This is a genomic window from Streptomyces qaidamensis (assembly GCF_001611795.1).
GTDB classification, from domain to species: domain Bacteria; phylum Actinomycetota; class Actinomycetes; order Streptomycetales; family Streptomycetaceae; genus Streptomyces; species Streptomyces qaidamensis.
Genome location: NZ_CP015098.1, coordinates 8365298 through 8384846, shown reverse-complemented (window position 1 = coordinate 8384846; position 19549 = coordinate 8365298). Strand labels below are relative to the sequence as shown.

The following is a 19549-nucleotide window of genomic DNA, read 5'->3' as shown; positions in this document are numbered from 1 at the left end:
GGAAGTCGGTCAAGGCCGGTCCGGAGCCGCCGTCCCCTGTGCGGCGGCTCCGGACGCAAGGGGCGGGTCAGGCGTGGACGGCGCTGCCGTTCAGGGTGGTGAGCGGCTTGTCCGCCAGGCCCAGCTCGCCGGCCCGGTCGAGCAGTTGCTGGAGCTGCCCCGAGTCGGCCCCGCCGGTCTTCATCAGCTTCATCAGCAGGGCCGAGACGGTCAGGTTCTGCACGTCGGCCGTGGAGACCGGGCCGAGGATGCGGCCCAGGTCGTCGGTGAAGCTGGAGGTGCCGTCCAGCCAGGGCCGGGCCAGGGCCTGTGCGGTCTCACAGTGCTGGACGAAGCCGTCGACGCCCTTGCCGAGCGCGATGGAGGACATCAGCCGGTCGAAGAAGACGGACTCGCCGCCGACGATGCTGATGTCGGCGCTTTCCAGACCGGTGGCGAGCACGGTCGCCTGCGCCTCGGCGACCTGCCGCTGCACGTCGAGTCCGGCGAGGCGGATCTCCTTGTCCGCCTGCACGCGCAGCCGGTATTCCTCGTGTCCCCGCGAGGCGTCGTCGAGGGCGGCCATGGCGGCGGCCTTCTGGGTCAGTCCCTCGGCCTCGGCCTTGAGCTTCTCGCCGATGGCCGCGGCGTCCGCGAGTGCCTGGGCCTGCGCGCCTTCCGCCTCGGCCCGCAGCCGGGCCTCGGTGGCGGCGGCCTCCGCGCGGCCGGCCTTCTCGGTGACGTCGGCTTCCTTGTCACGGACCTGGACGGCGGCGAGCCCTTCGGCGGCGGCCTCGGCCTGGCTGCCCTCGGCGAGGCGGAGCTTGGCCTGCGCGTCGAGGTCGGCCGTCTTCAACCGGGCCTCGGCCAGCGTCAGTTCCTCGGCCGCACGGTGTGTGGCGGCCTGCTCGGCGGCCTCGGCGGCCTTGATGTCCTTGACCAGCTTCTCCTGCGCCTCGGCCTCGGCGGCGATGATCACGGCCTGCCGGTGGCGCTCCGCCTCCTCCACGGCCCGCAGCTTCTTGATGGACTCCTCCTGCTCGGCGACCGTCCGGTCCACGGCGACACGCTCGCGGATGACCTCGGCGATGTCCCGCTTCTCCGCCTCGACCTCCTTCTCGGCGGCGATCCGGGTCAGCTGCGTCTCCCTCTCCCTGCCGATGACTTCGAGGAGCCGGTCCTTCTCGATGCGCTCGCTCTCGATGGCGATGACCCGCTCACGGTTCTTCGCGGCGACGGCGATCTCGCGGGCCTGGTTCTCGCGCTGCACGCCGAGTTTCTCCTCGGTGGCCAGGAAGGCGCCCTGTGCCCGCAGCCGCTCCTCCTCCACCACCCGCGCCGTCTCGGCCTCCTCCCGGGCCCGAACGGTCGCGATCTCACGCTTCTGCTTGATCTCCGCATCCGCCTGCCGGCGCTCCAGCTCCAGAATCGCCTCGCGGGCGTCGACGTTCTGCCGGGTGATCTCCTTCTCCTCGTGGCGCTGGAACTCGTTGGTACGCACGTGCTCCACGGCCGTCAACTCGGTGATCTTGCGGATGCCCTGGGCGTCGAGGACGTTGGCCGGGTCGAGCTGGGCGACCGGAGTCTGCTCCAGGTAGTCGATCGCCGCGTCCTCCAGGTGGTAGCCGTTGAGGTCCACGCCGATGACCTCGATGATCCGGTACCGCAGCTCCTCACGCTTGGTGTACAGGTCGGTGAAGTCCAGCTGCTTGCCGACGGTCTTCAGCGCCTCGGAGAACTTCGCGTGGAACAGCTCCTGCAGCGTGTCCCGGTCGCTCGCGCGGGCGGTGCCGACGGCCTGCGCGACCTTGATGACGTCCTCGACGGTCTTGTTGACCCTCACGAAGAACGTGATCCGGATGTCGGCACGGATGTTGTCCTGGCAGATCAGCCCGTCCTTGCCGGTCCGGGTGATCTCGATGGCCTTCACCGAGATGTCCATCACCTCGGCCTTGTGCAGCACCGGCAGCACGACCTGCCCGGTGAAGGTCACGTCGACCTTCCGCAGCTTGGAGACGATCAGCGCCCTGCCCTGCTCCACCTTGCGAAACAGCCGGGAGACGAGCAGTACGGCGAACAGGGTGACGGCGACGAACACACCGGCGCCCAGGAGGATGACAGTCATGACGAACGTCCTTGAGGCGTGAAGGAATCGAAGCGTGAGAGGACCGGCGGCAAGGACCGACGGCGGCACTGCTCAGACGGCGCGGTCCACCTGGTCCCGTACCTGGCCGCGGTCGGGCGGGCCGGGTTCGTCGGGGAAGAGCCGATGCAGGGGACGTACGAACAGGCAGGTCAGTCGCCATGCGGCGGGCAGAGCCGCCAGGGGCAGGGCCATGCGCAGCAGCCCGGTCGCGGAACACGGCGGCGCGCACACGGCCAGCAGGAGGACGCCCCCGACACTCAGCAACCAGGCCACGGCCGTCAGCGTGGAGACGGCCACCGCCACCGGGACGCCGCCCATGCCCCAGGCACGGAGGTTCGCGTCCGCGTCGAAACTGCCGACCGAGGTGAAACCAGCGGCGACCAGGAGCCAGAAGCACAGCACCACGACGAGGGCGGTGGTCAGCAGGATCGTGGGCGGGCCGGTGGCTGCCGAAAGCAACATCCGCATGCCCAACCCCCCGTCTCTTCCGCACTGCCCGTCAACCGCACTCGGCGGCGCTCCACTCGCTCAGGCTCCCGGTGCCGGACACCTCTGCCGGTGTCCGGCACCAAAATCCCCCGTAGTGCCCCCCGCACCCCATCCTGCATCGCCGGCGCACGCCCGCGCATTGCCGGATTCCGGCAGTGTTGTCTAGGGTCTGCATGCCGGTCAGCTGCTAAGAAGCCGTCAGCGGCGCAGTAAGAACTCAGGGTCGACATGGCGGAGTTGGAAGTTCCGGTGGAATATCTGGAGGGTTATGCCCGGATACTGTCCGAGGCCGCGGCCATGCCGGTCGCGGGTGAGGACCGGGTAGACGACGGCGGCCGCGTCGCCATCGGCCGGCCCCAGCCCGGCCCCGGCGGTGTCGTGCACTCCGCCCAACGCGGCGGCCTACGTCGCCGACTCGGTCACCGCCGCGCCCTACCGCTACCGTGCCCGCATCCTGGTGCGGGCGCCGACCGCCACTGTCGCTGAGCGGATCTCGCCGAGCACCGGGACCATCGAAGCGGCAGATGGCCATGGCCGAACTCGTCGTCAACACCCTCGGCCCGCTCACCCCGAACCGGATGCCGGTCGAGCGGGGATCGTCGATGCGGCGCCGCCGTCGGCTTCGTCCTGGGCGGTGTGCTCACCGAGTACCTGGACTGGCGCTGGACGTTCTTCGTCAACATCCCCTTCGCGCTCGTCGCGGCGGCCGGCGCCTGCTTCGTCATCCGTGAGCCCGCGGGCGGGCGCAACCGGAGGGTCCCAACGGCGAGGAACTGTTCGACGTCCCGGGCGCACCGCACCCGGACGAGAGCACACCGGCGCCGCCTCGCCTGATGGCCATGTGGGACAGCATCCTGCCGGCCTACTCCGACCGCAGCCGCCTCATCCCGCCGAACTCGTGATCCGCGTGAACGGTGACGTACTGCCGACCATGCTGGTCGACGGATACGTCGCCGGCGTGTGGCGCCCCGCTCAGGAAGGGATCGAGGCGACCGCCTTCCACCCCCTACCGGACGAGACCTGAGCGCAACTCGCCGCCGAGGCCCGCTCCCTGACCACCTTCCTCGCCGACCGCGAACCGCACGTCTACCGCCGCTACGCCCACTGGTGGCACAAGCTGCCAAGCGCCCAGCCTCGGCTGCTCCCCGGGAAGTGAGACGGCACGCATGGATGGTGGATCGGCGGGCGTTGGGGCCGTCAGGCACATGGTGAGCAGAGGCAGGGGGTGACCTGCGTGCTGGGCCACAGACCTCGGGCTCCGCATAACGGTCCCATATCGCTCGCTGGCATTTTCGACCATAACTGCGAGTCATGTGACACGCATCACTAAAGACTTAGCAAAGAACGTGGTAGAACTACGCAACTCCGCAGGTGGCACCACTCGACGCCACAGTGCGGAGCGGTCGGCATGCACCGGCAGCACGACCAGGGTGATCACGATCCGCATCCACGGACAGCCCACCCAGCGTCGCCGATCGGACAACGGCGTTCGTTCCGAGACCGCACATCGACCGGCGGCACTTCCCCTGTGCCCCGGGCTCGCACCATCGAGGTAGCAACTGTGTCACTCGACTCCGTCACCCAAAACGTCGACGAAGCCGTCAGCGATTTCTTCGAACCGATAGCCAAGTGGCTCGGAGACGTCGTCTTCTACGCTGTTCCCGTAGGCGGAACGGATCTTCCCCTCATCGTCGCCTGGCTCGTCGTCGCCGGTCTCGTCTTCACCGGCTGGTTCGGGTTCGTGCAGGTCCGCAAGTTCAGACTCGCGCTCGACGTGGTGCGCGGGAAGTACGACGAAAAGGGGTCGACCGGCGAGGTCAACCACTTCCAGGCCCTGACCGCCGCCGTCTCCGGCACGGTCGGCCTCGGAAACATCGCGGGTGTGGCCGTCGCCGTCTCCATCGGCGGCCCCGGCGCGACGTTCTGGATGATCCTGTGCGGCCTGCTCGGCATGGCCTCCAAGTTCGTCGAGGTCACCCTCGGCGTGAAGTACCGCGAGGTGCACGCCGACGGCACCGTCTCCGGCGGCCCGATGCACTACCTGCCCAAGGGCCTCAAGGAGCGCTTCGGCAGCGGCGGCGCCAAGCTCGGCAAGGTACTCGCCGTCCTCGCCTCGATCATGATCCTCTTCTTCGGTCTGTTCGGCGGCAACCTGTTCCAGACCAACCAGAGCTACGCGCAGATCTCCTCGACCTTCGGCGGCGAGGACGGCTTCCTGGCCTCCTCCGCCGGCGCCGTCCTCTTCGGCCTGGTCGTCTCCGCGCTGGTCGGTCTCGTGCTGCTCGGCGGCATCCGCTCCATCGCCTCGGTCACCAGCCGGCTCGTGCCCGCGATGGCCGCCATCTACATCGTGGCCTGCCTGGTCGTCATCCTGAGCAACGTCACCGCCGTGCCCGACGCCTTCCAGACCATCCTGCAGGGCGCCTTCGAAGCTGAGGGCGTCGCCGGCGGTGTGCTCGGTGCCCTGATCATCGGCTTCCAGCGCGCCGCGTTCTCCAACGAGGCCGGTCTCGGCTCCGCCCCGATCGCCCACTCCGCGGTCAAGACCAAGCACCCCGCGAGCGAGGGTCTGGTCGCCCTGCTGGAGCCGTTCATCGACACCGTCGTCATCTGCACGATGACCGCGCTGACCATCGTCATCGCCAACCCGGCCAGCTGGGCCGAGGCCCGCGCGGGCGAAAGCATCGGCGGCGTCACCATCACCTCCGACGCCTTCGAGACCGTGCTGCCCTGGTTCCCGGCCGTGCTCACGATCGCGGTGCTGCTGTTCGCCTTCTCCACCATCCTGACCTGGGGCTACTACGGCCTCAAGGCCTGGTCGTACCTGTTCGGCAAGAGCAAGGCCAGCGAGACCGTCTTCAAGGCCGTCTGGAGTCTGTTCGTGATCCTGGGCGCCCTGATGTCCCTCGACTCGCTGATCAGCCTCGCCGACTCCGCGCTCTTCCTGCTGTCGGTGTTCAACATCATCGGCCTGTACCTGCTCGCCCCGGTCGTCAAGCGCGAACTCAACTCCTTCCTGGAGTTCGTCCGCGCCCGCAAGGCCGGTGAGATCGGCGACGACGGCGACGAGGACCAGGAGTCGGTGAAGACCACCGTCTGACCGCCCCCGGCGGCCCGGCTCCAGCACGGGCCCGTACCCACCTCGCGCCTTGGTGGGTACGGGCCCGTACGTCATGCCCGTCCACTGCATTTCCGCAGTTGGACCTATCTCGCCGCCCGCTTCACCCGCGCCCGGCTCAATCCGGACCTGGCCTGGGCCGACGTCCTCGCCCTGGCGACCCTGGCAGGAATCGGCTTCACGGTCGCCCTGCTCATCGGCGAGCTCGCCTTCCCCGGCACGGCCGTCGGCGAGCACGTCAAGGCCGCCGTTCTGATCGCCTCACTCACCGCCGCCCTGCTGGCCGCCCTGCTCCTGCGCCGCAGGAACGCCGTCCACCGGCGCCCGTACGAGGAGGAAAACCTCGACGAGGACGCCGGCGGCATCCCCGACATCTACCAGCGCACCGAAGCGGGCGGCACCTGACCTGGCCACCGCCGTGCCGTCACGGAGATCGACACCGGCGAGGGCAAGGTCTACCTCGCTTCCGCCGTCAGCTCGATCGCCGACGACGGAGGACCCGGCCCGAGCGCCGGGCCCCAGGCACGGGCCAAGGTCTACTTCATTCCCGTGGTGGCGATTCCCTTGACGAGATAGCGCTGGCCGACGAGGAAGACGATGAAGACCGGGATCAGCGTGACGACGGACATCGCGAACAGGGATCCCCATGAGGCTCCGCTGGTGGCGTCCACGTAGTTGCGCAGGGCCACGGGCGCCGTCTGCAGTTCCGGCTTGGTCAGGTAGATCAACTGGCCCAGGAAGTCGTTCCACGTCCAGATGAAGGTGAAGATCGCGGTGGTGGCCAGGGCCGGCAACGAGATCGGCAGCAGGATGCGGAAGTAGATGCGCCAGTACCCGGCTCCGTCGATCTTGGCCGCCTCGTCCAGCTCGGTGGGGAGACTCCGGAAGAACTGGATCATCAGGAAGATGAAGAAGGCGTCCGTGGCCAGGAACTTGGGGACGATCAGCGGAAGGAACGTGTTCACCCATTCGATCTTGGAGAACATCACGTACTGCGGAATGATGAGTACGTAGATCGGCACCATCAGGGTCAGCATCATCATGCCGAAGAAGAACGCCCGTCCGCGGAACTTCAGCCGCGCGAAGGCGTAGGCCGCCATGGAGCAGCTGACCAGGTTGCCGAGCAGTGCCCCCAGGACGACGACCGCCGAGTTCATCAGGTACACCCCGAACGGGTGCGACAGCGCGTTCCAGCCGTCGGCGTAGTGCCCGAAGTCGGTCTCCGTGGGCAGCAGCGAAGGCTCACGGAAGATCAGGGCATCGGGTTTGATCGAGCTGGCGATCATCCACAACAGCGGGTAGACCATCACCAGCCCGGCGGCGATCAGAAGGGCGTGCCTGATGAGCGCGCGCACTCGAGGCACCCGCGTGCGACGGCGTGGGGCACGAGCAGGTGAAGGAGCGTCTTCGACCCTCGGGCGTGTCATCTCACTTACCGTCACCGTAGAACACCCATCTCTTGCTGAAGTAGAAGTTGATTGCGGTCAGAAGTCCGACGATCACCACGAGGAGCCACGCCATGGCCGAGGCGTATCCCATGTGGAGCCGGCCGAAGCCCTCCTGGTACAGGTACAGCGAGTAGAAGAGGGTGGAGTCCGAGGGACCTCCCGTGCCCCCGCTGACGACGAATGCCTGGGTGAAGGACTGGAAGGTGTTGATGACCTGCAGGACCAGGTTGAAGAAGATGATCGGGGTGAGCAGGGGCACGGTGACGTGCCAGAACTGCTGCCATCGGCCGGCGCCGTCGAGTGCGGCGGCCTCGTAGTACTGCTCGGGGATCTGCCTCAGGCCGGCCAGGAAGATCACCATGGAAGAGCCGAAGGTCCACACGTGCAGGACGATGAGGCTGTACAGCGCGGTCTCGGGGTTGGAGATCCAGCCGGGCCCGTCGATCCCGAACAGTCCGAGGAACTTGTTCACCAGACCATCGGTGCCGAAGACCTGTCGCCACAGGATGCCCACGGCGACCGAGGCACCGAGCAGCGACGGCAGGTAGTAGACGGACCGGTAGATCGCCAGCCCTTTGATGCCCCGGTTGAGGACCATCGCCAGGGCGAGGGCGACGGCCAGCAGCAACGGCACGCTGACGGCGACGTAGACGAAGGTCACGCTCAGGGATTGGCGCAACCGGGGGTCGTCGAGCATCTTGCTGTAGTTCTCGAACCCCACCCACTCGGGAGAACTCAGCAGGTTGTAGTCCGTCATCGAGAAGTACAGCGAGGCGATCATCGGGCCGAGCGTGACGCCGGCCATGCCGATGAACCACGGCAGAAGGAAGACCCAGGCGGCACGTTCTTCTTTTCTGGCCGCCTGGCTCACGGGTCTGCGGAGCACAGTCATCGTCCTCAGGTTCTTGGATCGGGGGCGGGGTTCAGTTGCCGCTCGGCGACGGCTCGGCGTGCTGTGACACGGCCCGGGAACTGCGCACGACGGCGACGTCCGCCGCGTCGAGGACGAGCGTCTCCCCCGCCTCCATGTGGCGTCCGGTGATCAGGTCGGTGCCGGAGCGGTCGAGGGTGACGGTCGTCTTGTCCTGGCGATGGTTCAGCAGGAACAAGTACGCGCTGGTTTCCGTCCGTCGCTCGGTGACCTCGACGCCGCGCGGAACGGCGTGCACCGGTCGCACTCCGGCATCGTCCAGCACGTGCCGCACCAGTGCCTCGAGGGCGTCGTCGTCCAGACGCGTGCCGAGGTACACGGCACGGCCCTGGCCGAGTTCGTGCTCGGTCACCGCGGCCTTGCCGGCGAGATGGCCCGTGCGGTAGACGGCGAGCGGGCGGGCGGTCTCCGTTTCAAGGTCGTCCTGCCACCCGGAGGCGGTCGCGAAGAAGCCGCTCAGCGCGGTGTGGCCGGCCGCCGCCTGGACCGGAACGGTGGCCTCGGCGGGCAGCGGGGAGAACTCCTGGACGTGCGCTCCGATGACCTCGCGCAGGGCACCGGGATATCCGCCTTCGACGATCCGGTCGTCCTCGTCGACGATCCCGGAGAAGTACGAGACGAGGAGATGGCCGCCGTCCTCGACGAACCTCCGTACGGCCGCGCTGTGCTGACGTGTCATCAGGTACTGGTTGGGGATGACCAGGACGCGGTACGGAGCCAGGTCGTCGTCGAGGGTGACGACGTCGACGGCGACTTGGCTGTTCCACAGGGCCCGGTAGTGCCGGGCCACGGTGTCCCGGTAGTCGAGGGTGTTGTCCGGGTGGGCGCAGCCTTCCACTGCCCACCAGTTCTGCCAGTCCCACACGATCGCGACCTGTGCGCCGGTCCGTGCCGTGGCGACCTCGTCGATGGTCCGCAGCTCGTTGCCGAGCGCCTTGACCTCCTGCCAGGTCCGGGTCTTCTCACCGCCGTGCGGGAGCATCGCCGAGTGGAACTTCTCCTGTCCCTGGCGTGAGGCGCGCCACTGGAAGAACATCACCGCGTCGGAGCCGTGTGCGACGGCCTGGTAGGAGCCCAGGCGCATCCGGCCGGGCTGTTTGACCTGGTTGGTCTTCCACTGGCTGACCGCGCCGGCCGCCTGTTCCATCAGCATCCAGGGCTGACCGCCGCGCAAGGAGCGCATCAGGTCGTACTGGAAGGCGGCGGTGACGAGCGAGTGGGGCTTGCCGGGGTCGGGGTAGCAGTCGAAGGCGACGACGTCGAGCTCCTTCGCCCACCTGCGGCTGTCGGTCAGCCGGCACTGGAAGAAGTTGGTGGTCGCCGGCACATCCGGCGTGATCGCGTGGAGCAGGTCACGCTCGGCCGTGACGAGTTCCAGCAGGTTGTCGGAGGTGAAGCGGGAGAAGTCCAACTCGCGGGAGGGATTGACGCTGCCGCGCACGGGCCCGGGCAGGTGCACCTGCGACCAGTCGCCGTAGCGCTGGCTCCAGAACGCCGTGCCCCACCGGTCATTGAGTTCGTCCAGCGTGCCGTACCGCTGCCGCAGCCACTCGCGGAAGCGGTCGTCGCACGTTCCGCAGAAACAGTCGGAGTGGTACTCGTTGCCGATGTGCCACATGGCCAGGCCCGGATGCTGCCCGTACCGCTCGGCCAGCTCGGTGGCGATACGCCGGCTGCGGTCGCGGTAGACCGGGGACGAGGGGCAGAAGTGGCCTCGGCTGCCGATACCGAGTCGCACTCCCTGCCGGTCCACCGGCAGCGTTTCGGGAAAGTCCGTGGCGAGCCACGGGGGTGGTGCGGCGTTCGGCGTCGCGAGGTTGACATGGATGCCGTTGGACCACAGCAGGTCCATGATCTCGTCGAGCCGGGAGAAGTCGAACCGGCCGTCGGCCGGCTCCAGCATGGCCCAGGAGAAGACGCCCAGGCTCACGAGCCGCACGCCTGCGGCTCGCATGAGCCGGACGTCCTCCTGCCACACCTCCCTCGGCCACTGCTCCGGGTTGTAGTCCCCGCCGTAGACGACTCCTGGCAGTCGACGGTGAAAGGTGGTCATGCGCGGATCGGGCACAGCGGGGTATCTCCTCTCGGAAAGGGCTCCTGCAAGCGGTCGCTCAGAGCTGGGACTTGATCTCCGAGATGAGCTTCTCGGCCGCCTTCTTTGGCGACAGGCGGTCGAACAGCACGTCCTCGTTGAGACGCTGGAAGATCTCGGGGACCGCAGGACCGGCCTTGGGGTTGGCCTTGTGCACCGGGGTCGGCTTCAGGGCGTTGGCACGCCCCAGGTAGTCGGCGATCCGCTTCTCCGCAGGAGACAACTCGGGCGTTATCGCCTTGAGCACGTCGGGGTTGACGGGCACACCACGGTCGAACTTCCCGATCTTGGCCGCCTCGGGTGAGTTGACCAGGAAGTCGAGCAGCTGCGCGGCCTCCTTGGGGTGTTCGGTCCGCGCGGAGGCGCCGTAGAAGACGCCGGGCTTGGTGTAGGCGCCGACCTGGGCGGCCCCGTCCTCACCGGGGAAGAGGAGCAGCTTGGTCGCGCGCCCGCTGGCGGTCTCGAGCGCGCCGAGCTGGGTGACGGACATCTCGGTCATGGCCGCCTTGTGCTGGGCGACCAGGTTCTGCTCGATACCGGCACCCGACGCCAGGGCCTCGACCGCGGCCTCCGGGCTGGTCGTGCCACCGCTGTCACGCAGCTTGAGGACCCATTCCCAGTAGCCGGCCATGTTCTTCTCGGTGAAACCGATCTCGCTGCCGTCCTCGGTCCACCAGTCCTCACCGTGCTGCCGCAGCCAGGGGCCCACCATGTTGGGGTAGAGAGGCAGCACACTGCCGACCAGCTTCGACTTCGACTCGGCTATGGCGGTGGCGGTCTTCACGTAGTCGTCCCACGACCACTTGGTGTCGTCCGGAACGGGCACACCGGCCTTCTTGAACGCCGCCGGGTCCACGGCGACACCGAACGCGCTGTCGCCGGCCGGGACGCCGTAGAGGCCGCCCTTCACGGTCGTCACGGCCATCGAGTTCGCAGGCAGCTTGTCGGTGTTCAGCACGTCCTTGACCTTCTTCAGGTCCATCAGCTGCCCGTTGTCGATGTAGGAGTACATGAACGGGTCGGTGATCTGCAGGACGTCGGGCATGTCACCGGCGGCGGCGCTGGTCGACAGCTTGTTCCAGTAGTCGTCCCAGTTGGAGTACTGGGGCTCGACGTCGATGTTCGGGTGCTCCTTCTCGAACAGCGCGATCATCTGCTTGGTCTGCTCGTGCCGGACGTCCGACCCCCACCAGTTGAACCGGATGACGGTCTTTCCGTTCTTACCGTTGCCTCCGGAAGAATCTCCTGCGCAGCCCGCGGACAGGACGAGGGCGAAGACCGAACAGGTCAGCGCGACCGCACGGCGTCGAGAGCGTCTGCTCGGACGGGACGAGTGGTTCATGGTGGGGCTCCTCTGCTGCCATCACTGGGCTGTGCGCCCAGACGGGGGAAACGCCGACTCAAGGAGCCGGCGCAGAACGCCGGCCGTCTCGCCGCATGGCGGCCAACTGCACATCTCGGCTGCTTTGCGGTCCGCGAAAGTTACTTGCGATCCGGTTGCCTGCCGCTGGCCCGGCTGATTGCGGAACCGGTTGGGCCGCAGCGGCTCAGACAGGGGTTTCTGTGAACGTGTGCTGGAGCCTTGGTTCGGTGTGCCGAGCTGCTCCGCAGGGTTGACCGCGAGCGTCGCGCCGAGTTGAGGGCTGTGTGCGTCAGCAATAGTGAACGTTCACGTGGTGAGCGTAGTAACCGGCCACATCTCGGTCAATAGTTCTCTACATAACACTTGGGCACTTCACGAGACTTCACCGGTTCCGGGCCGGTACGGGCGCGGAGCCGACCGCGCGGGAACATGCCGGGTCAGCGCGTTCCGCACGGTGCGGCGGGGGTTCGGGCGCTGCCGACCCACGAACGCCCGTTGACACGACGGCCGACTGATGGGGCCGACGCGCTACATGGTGTGGTTCGTCCTCGCCGGTCCGGACGACTCGCGCAGCACGAGGCGGCAGTCGAGGTCGAGACGCAGATCCGGTTCGGTCTCCTCGCGGATACGGGCGAGCAGGGCCCGCATGGCACGCCGGCCCATGGCCCCGCGGTCGAGATCCACGGTGGAGATGGACGGGTTGAAGTACGCGGTGAACTCCTGGTTGTCCCAGCCGAAGACGCTCACATCCTCCGGAACCCGCCACCCACGGTCCTGGAAGCCACGGATCACGCCCATGGCGACGTCGTCGTTGGCGGCGAGGACCGCGGTGACACCGGAGTCCGCCGACAGGCCCTGGGCCGCGTCGTATCCGGACCGCACGGACCAGTCACCGTCGATGACGGCGTAGTTCTCCAGGCCCCGCTCGGCGACCGTCCGCAGATAGACCTCGCGTCGCTTGCGTGCCGACATCCAGTCCGTGCTGCCGGCGACATGGACGAAACGCCGATGGCCCAGGGAGACGAGGTGGTCGATGATCATGGCGGCCGGCTCGCCGTCAGCCGTGATTCCGTGGGACCTCATCTGGTCGTCGTACTCGCCTATGACGACGGTCGGAGTGTGGTCCAGCCCCAGCTTCTCCAGGTCGCCGATGGGGGTGAAGGTCAGCACTCCTTCGGCCTGACCGGAGTCGAGCAGGGAGCGCACGCGGTCGCCCCTGACCCGTTCGTCGCCTTCCAGGCCGACGATGTCCAGCAGGTAACCGGCCGCCTGTGCCTCGGCGGACGCGCCCCGCAGGATCTGCGAGGGCACGAAGGTGGTCATGGCCGGCAGGACCACGGTGACGCGGTTGGACTTGCGGGTGCGCATCGACCGCGCCACCAGGTTGGGCCGGTAGTCGAGGTCGGCCACGGCCTGCTCGATGCGGGCCACCGTCTGCGGCTTCATGCCACCGTTGCCCCGCAGGAAGCGCGAGACGGTCTGATGCGACACCCCCGCGTGCGCCGCGACGTCGAGGATGGTGGGACGCTTTCTGGTCGGCGGCTTCGGCCGTTTCACGTCCCGCTCCGCTCTCTCCGGTCCCGCGTCCGCGTCCACCGTGCCGCCCCCCGCCGCATCTCCACGCCTCGCACGCCCATCGGTACTGTACTGCCGAGATCTCCATGGCAGGCCGGGCCCTTTCCTCTTGCCGTCTCACCGGAGCCGACCGCATCGGCCGGTCGAGCCCGGTTGTCACGCTGATCCTCCGGCCCGGCCGGCCGCATGGTCCCTGTCCGGGCCGTGCGGCCGGCCGCCGAGTCCGCCGTCTCCGGGCGGCACGCGTTCCTCATGTCAGACCTGCACAGTCCAGTGCTGGTTCGTGTGCGACTCGTCGTTCCAGCAGGTGTACTGCAGCAGCCGGGCACCGTCCGTCGTGAAGGCCCGGTCGACGTCGAGGCACTTGCCGGAGTGACGGGCGATGACTGCGACGTAGCCGGTGCCGGTGTCGCTCAGCCGCCACTGCTGGCTGGGGCGGCCGTCGCAGGTCTGCTGGACGATCGCGGCCGTGTTCGCCGTGGAGGAGCCGGCCACGTCCAGGCACAGTCCCGAGTGCCGGGAGAGGATCTGGAAGTAGCCCCCGCCGACTTCGTGCAGCTGCCACCGCTGGTCGTCGCCGTCCGAGCAGCCGGTCTGCTCGATCGCGGCCCCGGCCGCGGTCGAGGAGCCGACCGCCTCGGCGCACTTGCCGGAGTGCCGCGCCTTGAGCGTCGTCGTGTCGGCCAGCTGGGACAGTGTCGATGTGAGGACGGGCACGTAGAAGTCGGTCATGCCTGCGATGTTCGGGTGCGTCCCGGTGCCGCCACTGCCTGGGAAGGTGTTGACGAGGTTGTCGAACGTGTACGCCACCCGCTGGGCGTCAGCACGCGTGTCGAGGGTCGCGTCCGCGAAGACGTCGGCCACCGCGATGCCCCACTTCTGTGCGGCTTGCAGGTACACCTGCCGCAGGGCGAGTTGGGTGTCCCAGTCCCGCGAGCCCATTTTGTGCGCGGCCACGTACACGAGCTGGGCCGAGGGCCACTTCTGCCGCATCGTGCGGATGGTGGATTCGAGCGTTCCGGCGTACGTGCCGGTGTCGAACGTGGCGGGGTCCTGGGAGGCGCTGACGGTGCCGACCGTGTAGGTGTGGTTGTCGTGGATCTCGCCGGCGTCGTTCGTGCCGCCGTCGAAGACGACGAAGTCGGGCGCCTGCGCGTTGGCGTTCTGCACCTGGGTGAGGATCTGGTTGCCGGTCGGGCCCACGGTCGCACCGTTCACCGCGTACTTCGTCAGCGCCATGCCTTCACGTTCGGCGAGGAAGTTCATGAAGCTGCGGGAGTACTTGTGTCCCCAGACGATGCTGTCACCGAAGGCGTAGACGGACGAGCCGGTGAGGGATCCGTAGGCGGGGTTCGCGGGGCGGGTCAGGCGGAAGTTGTCGATGGACTGCACACCGGTGCCGTAGTAGTTGCAGGCCACGAACTTCGCCAGGTTGGTCCCCGTGATGGTTTTCGTGGCGGAGGCCAGCACGATCGGCGCGGCCTCCTTGCTGGTGATCGTGTACTGGACCTTGTGGAGGGTGAAGTCCAGGTGCAGATCGACCGTGTACCACTTGGTCCGGTCGAAGCTGATCTTGGTCCAAGTGGGATTGAGTGAGTCCGGGGCGGAGGCGGAGTCCGAGTCGGGTCCGGTCGCGGCGTAGCGGAGTTCCGCTGCGGTCGCGGCCAGCCCGAAGACGAGGTGTCCGGCGTCGTCGCGCAGTTCCAGACCGGTCTTCATCCCGGTACTGGTGATGGCCGTCTTCCAGTCGAACCGCAGGTCGAGCGTCTTCTCCTGGCTGATCGACGACGCGAACGGCCGCACCGACGTCGTGTAGTTGCCCATGCCCTTCGTGACCTCCAGTACGCCGTTGCCCAGGGCGGCCCCGACCGGGAAACCGAAGTTCGCGGGGGTTGTCTGAGCGTCGAACGTCTCGTTGATCAACGTCGCGCCCGGGGTTTCGGTGGCGGAGGCGCCCGGAGCTGTGAGGAAGGCCGCGAGGAGCAGGATGCCCGCGGTCAGGGAGCCGGCCCATCTTCGGGGCCGACGGCCCGTTCTGCGCATGACCGTATACACGTGATCTCCCTTGATCTCTGGTGATACCGACCGGTGCCCGGCGGGGAGGAAGGGGTCCGGCCGCGGCTCGGCCCGAGGGCGCACAGAAAAGCCGCGAAGTACCGGGAGCGATGAGGTGTCCGACAACAGCAGGGGCAACGTAGTGATCGTTCACCTGAGCGGTCAAGAGGTCTGCGGGTGATCGTTCACTTCGCAGGGATCTCAGCGGTATGACCGGAGCGGACCCGCTCTGGACTGCGGCGAAACTCTCCCCGTCCACACCATTGACACGCAAGCGTTACAGCCAGTCTTATGTGCGCCATCGTTGGTTTCGGCCAACATCTGATCGCCAGGGCTCCGCCATCGCCTGTCGGCTCGATCGCGCCGCGCCCGACACTCCCGCCTCGAAGGTGCCTGACGGGCACCGCCGAACCTTCAATCGTGATCGTTCACTATCCGGCAGAAGTCCCCCTGACACGGAGGTAGCGCAATGAAGTCGAACACCGGCCCTTGGTCGCGCCGCAGATTCCTCGCCACGAGCGGGGCGGCAGCCCTCGGGGGCATGGCGCTGAACCTCGTCGGCGGCCTGCCGAGGGCCGCCGCGGCCGGCAGTGTGGTGTCGTACGTCGACACCTCGAGGTCCACGTACGACAAGATCACCCTGATGGTGGACGACAAGCCCTTCTACCACAGCGGGGTCCAGTTCCGGTACGAGAAGCACAAGTACACGTTCGGCTGGACGGACGCGCAGCTGAAGCCGGTGCTCGGGATGATCCGCGACGACGGTTTCACCGTGGTGAACATACCGATCTGGTGGTCGCAGGTCGAAACCTCGAAGGACGTCTTCGACTGGACCGACATCGACAAGTACCTCGCCTGGTGCGGGGAGTTCGGCATCAAGCTGGAACTCCTGTGGTTCAGCCACGAATCGACCGGCTCCTCCCTCGCGGCCCGGATGCCGGCCTACGTGATGAACGACTACCAGGCCGTGGTGAGGTCCGACGGCACCAAGCTGACCCTGAACGGCAGCCCTCTCCTGGACAAGACCGATCCGAACATGCTCGCCAGGGAGAAGCACGTACTCGGTCAGCTCATGGCCCACATCGCGTCCGTCGACACCGCTCACACCCTCATCGGCGTCCAGGTGCTGAACGAACCGAACGTGGCGAAGCAGCAGGGCGGACAGTCCATCGACCGGAGCTACAGCACCTACAGCACCAACCTGTGGAACAGCGGCGGATACACCGACGCGACGAAGTTCCGCAAGGACGTGCTGCTGAACTACCTGACCCAACTGGGACAGGTGATCAAGCAGTCGAACCACTCGGTGTACACCCGGACCAACATCGCCGGCAGCGGGGACACGGTGCCGGTCGCCGAGAACGAGGTCCTCAGGAGCCAGGGAACGGCGACCATCGACTTCTTCGGGAAGGACCCGTACACCACGGGCCTCGACACGCTCTACAACTACGGCAGGGACGCCGTCTGGGCCCAGGGGAAGAACTTCCCCATGATCATGGAGAACTTCGGAGGGACCCCGGCAGCGGACGTCGAGAAGTTCAACGCGATCGCCGGCAACACCGCCCACAATCTGTACGCCGCCCTGGACCCGGACTCCAGCACGGGAAGCAGCAACCACGGCCTGTACAGCTACAACCCCACCACCAAGGTCGTCACCCGCAAGGCCGTCTCGGACAAGGTCGCCCGGCTCAACCACGTGCTGAACAAGATCCACAGGGACCTCGCCAGCAAGACTCCAGTGGAACGCGGCGGATCCAACCTGCAGACGTTCAACCGGAGCGCGACCGCCAGTACCACCACCACCAAGCCCGTGGGCGGCGCCGACATCACGTTCACGACGTCGAGCGGTGCGCAGGCATTCGGCGTCAGGCGCGGCGCGGCCGAGTTCGCCTTCACCACCACGACCCAGGCCACGTTCACGTTGCCGGGAACCATCGGCGTCGTACGGTCCGTAGAAGCCGGCCGGTACGACGCGAACGACAACTGGGTGAAGTCCGGCACCAAGGCGTACACCACCGTGTCCGGGAACACCGAGATCACCCTGGCGGCCGAAGAATGCGTGCGGGTCTCGTACCTCGTCAGCGGCGCCCGGTACAAGCTGAGGAACACGTCCTCGGGCAAGTACCTCGACACCGATGCGGACGGCGCGGTCATCCTCTCGTCCGGGACCGTCTACGACGACCAGGACTGGGTCGTCGCCAAGGACTCGTCCGGATCCTGGACCATCAGGAACGTGCGGACGGGACGCTTCTATCTGGAAGCCGGCGCCACCGGCAACAACGTCATATGGAACACCGGCACTGTCGCGGACGCCTCGCTCTGGAACCTGGAAGGGGTCGCGGCAGGCGGGCTGCGCGTCAGGAACACCCACACGGGAAGGGCCTACCTGTACGGGAATTCCGCGGGTGAGGCGAAGTGGAACACCGGAACGCAGGACGCGAGCACGGTCTGGGAGTTCCAGCCGAAGTAGCCGCCCCCGCCGTCCCCTCTCCCGCGAGCCCGGAAAGGCGATACACGCGGGAGAGGGACGGCGCAGGGTGCCCGTGTAATGATTGCTGCATGACTCAGGCCGACGTATTGCGGGCCCTGGACGCCAGGGCCGCCGGCCAGTGGGGTCTGGTGACCACCGCCCAGGCGAAGCTGGACGGTGTGCAAGGCGTCCAGCTCCTGCGGCTGGAGCGGTCCGGGGCGCTGGAGAGTGTCGGCCACGGGGTGTACCGCCTGGCCGCCTCTCCCCCGCCGGAGCACCTCAGGATCAAGGTCGCGTGGCTGCGGCTGGATCCCGGGATGCCGGCGCGGGACCGCCGGGCGGACACCCCCGGGGCGGGCGTCGTCTCCCACACCTCCGCGTGTGCGGTGCACGGCCTTGGGGGCCGGCCCGCCGACTTCGTGGAGCTGACGGTGTCGTCCCGCCGTACCACTCGTGACGAGACCGTCGTGCTGCACCGCGCCGCCTTGGACGCCGAGGACGTCACCGTCGTCGACGGGCTGCCCGTGACGACCGTGCCGCGTACCGTCGTCGACCTGCTTCAAGCCCGTGCCGACGCGGCCCGTACGGGCACGTTCGTCGCCGAAGCCGCCGCCCGTGGCCTCGTGCACGTCGACGACCTCGCGCCACGGGTCGCGGGCTTCGCCGGTGCCTACGCACTGCCCGCGGAGGCGTCCGGCGCGGAGCTGCTGGAGTTCCTGTGCGAGCAGGCGGGGCGCCCTCTGCGGGCGCGGAAGGCCGGTCGGCCCGCCGCGAAGGCCGCCGGTCCGGGGGCGGCCTCCACCCCGGAGAGGAAGCGGCCCACCATATGGGAGGTCGCCCAGCGGGCCGGCGTGTCGCACCAGACCGTGTCCCGGTTCCTGAAGAACGACAGCGGCATGAAGCCGACGACGCGAGCGAGGATCGAGCGTGCCGTCGCCGAGCTGGACTACCGGCCCAACCTCATGGCGCGGTCGATGCGCACGCAGCGGTCCCACCGGATCACCATCGTGCTGCCCGAGTTGAGCGGCTTCGTTCCGATCCCTCTGCTGAGGGGCGCCTCGGCCGCGGCGCACGAGGCCGGATACATGACCGACGTCGTCGGGCTGGAGGGCGGCGAGTCGCGGCGCGCCCGCAGCGTGGTGTCCCTGCTGGAGACCCGGCAGGCGGACGGGGTGCTTTCGCTGGTGCCGCTGGGGGATCTGGCAGGCGGCCAGGGCACCGGCCAGTGGCCCCTGGTGGTGCTGGGCGAGTACGACGACAACCTCCAGTCCCGGGGACGGCTGGCCGACGGACGGCCCGCCGAAGAGATCCTGCGTCACCTCGCGGACCAGGGGCACCGCCGGTTCCTCCACGTCGCCGGCTCGCAGGACTGGGCCTCGGCACGCAACCGGCGGGCGGTCTACGTGGAGGCGGTCGAGCGACTGGGCCTGGAGTCCTACGGCGTCGTCGACGGGGACTGGTCCGTGCGCTCCGGCTACGAGGCCGCGCGGGACCTGCCCGCCGATTCCGGCGTGACGGCCGTGCTGGCCGCCAACGACTATGTCGCCCTGGGGGTACTGCGCGGCTTCCAGGACCGCGGAACGCGGGTGCCCGAGGAGATGAGCGTCTTCGGCTGGGACGACGAGGAGTTCACCCGGTACTTCTCGCCGAGCATCTCGACGGTGCACATCAACAAGGAAGAGGTCGGCCGACAGTCGATGCTGTCGCTGCTCGCTCTTCTGCGCGGCGAACCCGAGCCGAAATCCGAGGTGACGGATCTGTTCCACCTCGTGCCGCGAGGGTCGAGCGGCCCGGTCAACCGCTGAATCGGGCCGGTGTTCCCGGTAGGGCGTCACGCAAAATGTGAACGATCACTACGCAACTCTTGACCCTGAAGGTGACCG

At 67.9% G+C, this 19549-nt stretch carries 11 protein-coding genes and 3 pseudogenes; 6 read left to right on the top strand and 8 right to left on the bottom strand.

Features of this window, described 5'->3' with window-relative positions; translation table 11 throughout:
* Positions 1 to 67: 67 nt before the first annotated feature.
* Positions 68 to 2104 (bottom strand): flotillin family protein, encoded by a 2037-nt coding sequence (locus tag A4E84_RS36730; RefSeq protein WP_062930682.1) that lies wholly within the window; start codon positions 2102 to 2104, stop codon positions 68 to 70.
* A gap of 72 nt (positions 2105 to 2176) precedes the next feature.
* The gene (locus A4E84_RS36725; protein WP_062930681.1) at positions 2177 to 2593 is read right to left on the bottom strand and encodes a hypothetical protein; all 417 of its coding nucleotides are present in this window, start codon (positions 2591 to 2593) and stop codon (positions 2177 to 2179) included.
* Between the two features lie 627 nt (positions 2594 to 3220).
* Between A4E84_RS36725 and A4E84_RS42635 the strand changes: the two are divergent.
* The 4 genes and pseudogenes from A4E84_RS42635 to A4E84_RS41630 form a co-directional block, all read left to right on the top strand.
* A pseudogene (locus A4E84_RS42635) lies at positions 3221 to 3367 on the top strand (MFS transporter); the annotation flags it as partial.
* Positions 3367 to 3770: pseudogene (locus tag A4E84_RS36710) on the top strand (DNA glycosylase AlkZ-like family protein); the annotation flags it as partial. The pseudogenes A4E84_RS42635 and A4E84_RS36710, both read left to right, overlap by 1 nt.
* Before the next feature lie 405 nt (positions 3771 to 4175).
* Positions 4176 to 5714 (top strand): alanine/glycine:cation symporter family protein, encoded by a 1539-nt coding sequence (locus A4E84_RS36705; protein ID WP_062928155.1) that lies wholly within the window; start codon positions 4176 to 4178, stop codon positions 5712 to 5714.
* A gap of 102 nt (positions 5715 to 5816) precedes the next feature.
* Positions 5817 to 6137: pseudogene (locus A4E84_RS41630) on the top strand (Na+/H+ antiporter NhaA); the annotation flags it as partial.
* Positions 6138 to 6268: 131 nt separating this feature from the next.
* Here the strand turns inward: A4E84_RS41630 and A4E84_RS36700 are convergent.
* The 6 genes from A4E84_RS36700 to A4E84_RS36675 all read right to left on the bottom strand — a co-directional run bounded on the left by A4E84_RS36700 (position 6269) and on the right by A4E84_RS36675 (position 15196).
* Positions 6269 to 7087, bottom strand: coding sequence for a carbohydrate ABC transporter permease (locus tag A4E84_RS36700; protein WP_063827538.1), 819 nt, complete (start codon positions 7085 to 7087; stop codon positions 6269 to 6271).
* Positions 7088 to 7160: 73 nt separating this feature from the next.
* A complete protein-coding gene (locus A4E84_RS36695; protein ID WP_062930677.1) occupies positions 7161 to 8072 on the bottom strand; it encodes a carbohydrate ABC transporter permease in 912 nt (303 codons plus the stop codon).
* A 31-nt stretch (positions 8073 to 8103) separates the two neighbouring features.
* Positions 8104 to 10164 (bottom strand): beta-galactosidase, encoded by a 2061-nt coding sequence (locus tag A4E84_RS36690; protein WP_062930676.1) that lies wholly within the window; start codon positions 10162 to 10164, stop codon positions 8104 to 8106.
* A gap of 58 nt (positions 10165 to 10222) precedes the next feature.
* The gene (locus A4E84_RS36685) at positions 10223 to 11545 is read right to left on the bottom strand and encodes an ABC transporter substrate-binding protein (protein WP_062930675.1); all 1323 of its coding nucleotides are present in this window, start codon (positions 11543 to 11545) and stop codon (positions 10223 to 10225) included.
* A 549-nt stretch (positions 11546 to 12094) separates the two neighbouring features.
* The gene (locus tag A4E84_RS36680; protein WP_062931774.1) at positions 12095 to 13123 is read right to left on the bottom strand and encodes a LacI family DNA-binding transcriptional regulator; all 1029 of its coding nucleotides are present in this window, start codon (positions 13121 to 13123) and stop codon (positions 12095 to 12097) included.
* 273 nt (positions 13124 to 13396) lie between these two features.
* Positions 13397 to 15196 (bottom strand): RICIN domain-containing protein, encoded by a 1800-nt coding sequence (locus A4E84_RS36675; RefSeq protein WP_159029665.1) that lies wholly within the window; start codon positions 15194 to 15196, stop codon positions 13397 to 13399.
* A gap of 469 nt (positions 15197 to 15665) precedes the next feature.
* On the opposite strand from A4E84_RS36675, the gene A4E84_RS36670 reads away from it, so the two are divergent.
* Together A4E84_RS36670 and A4E84_RS36665 are read left to right on the top strand one after the other, a co-directional pair.
* The gene (locus A4E84_RS36670) at positions 15666 to 17666 is read left to right on the top strand and encodes an RICIN domain-containing protein (protein ID WP_079129266.1); all 2001 of its coding nucleotides are present in this window, start codon (positions 15666 to 15668) and stop codon (positions 17664 to 17666) included.
* 89 nt (positions 17667 to 17755) lie between these two features.
* Positions 17756 to 19471 (top strand): substrate-binding domain-containing protein, encoded by a 1716-nt coding sequence (locus A4E84_RS36665; protein WP_107308433.1) that lies wholly within the window; start codon positions 17756 to 17758, stop codon positions 19469 to 19471.
* Positions 19472 to 19549: the final 78 nt, after the last annotated feature.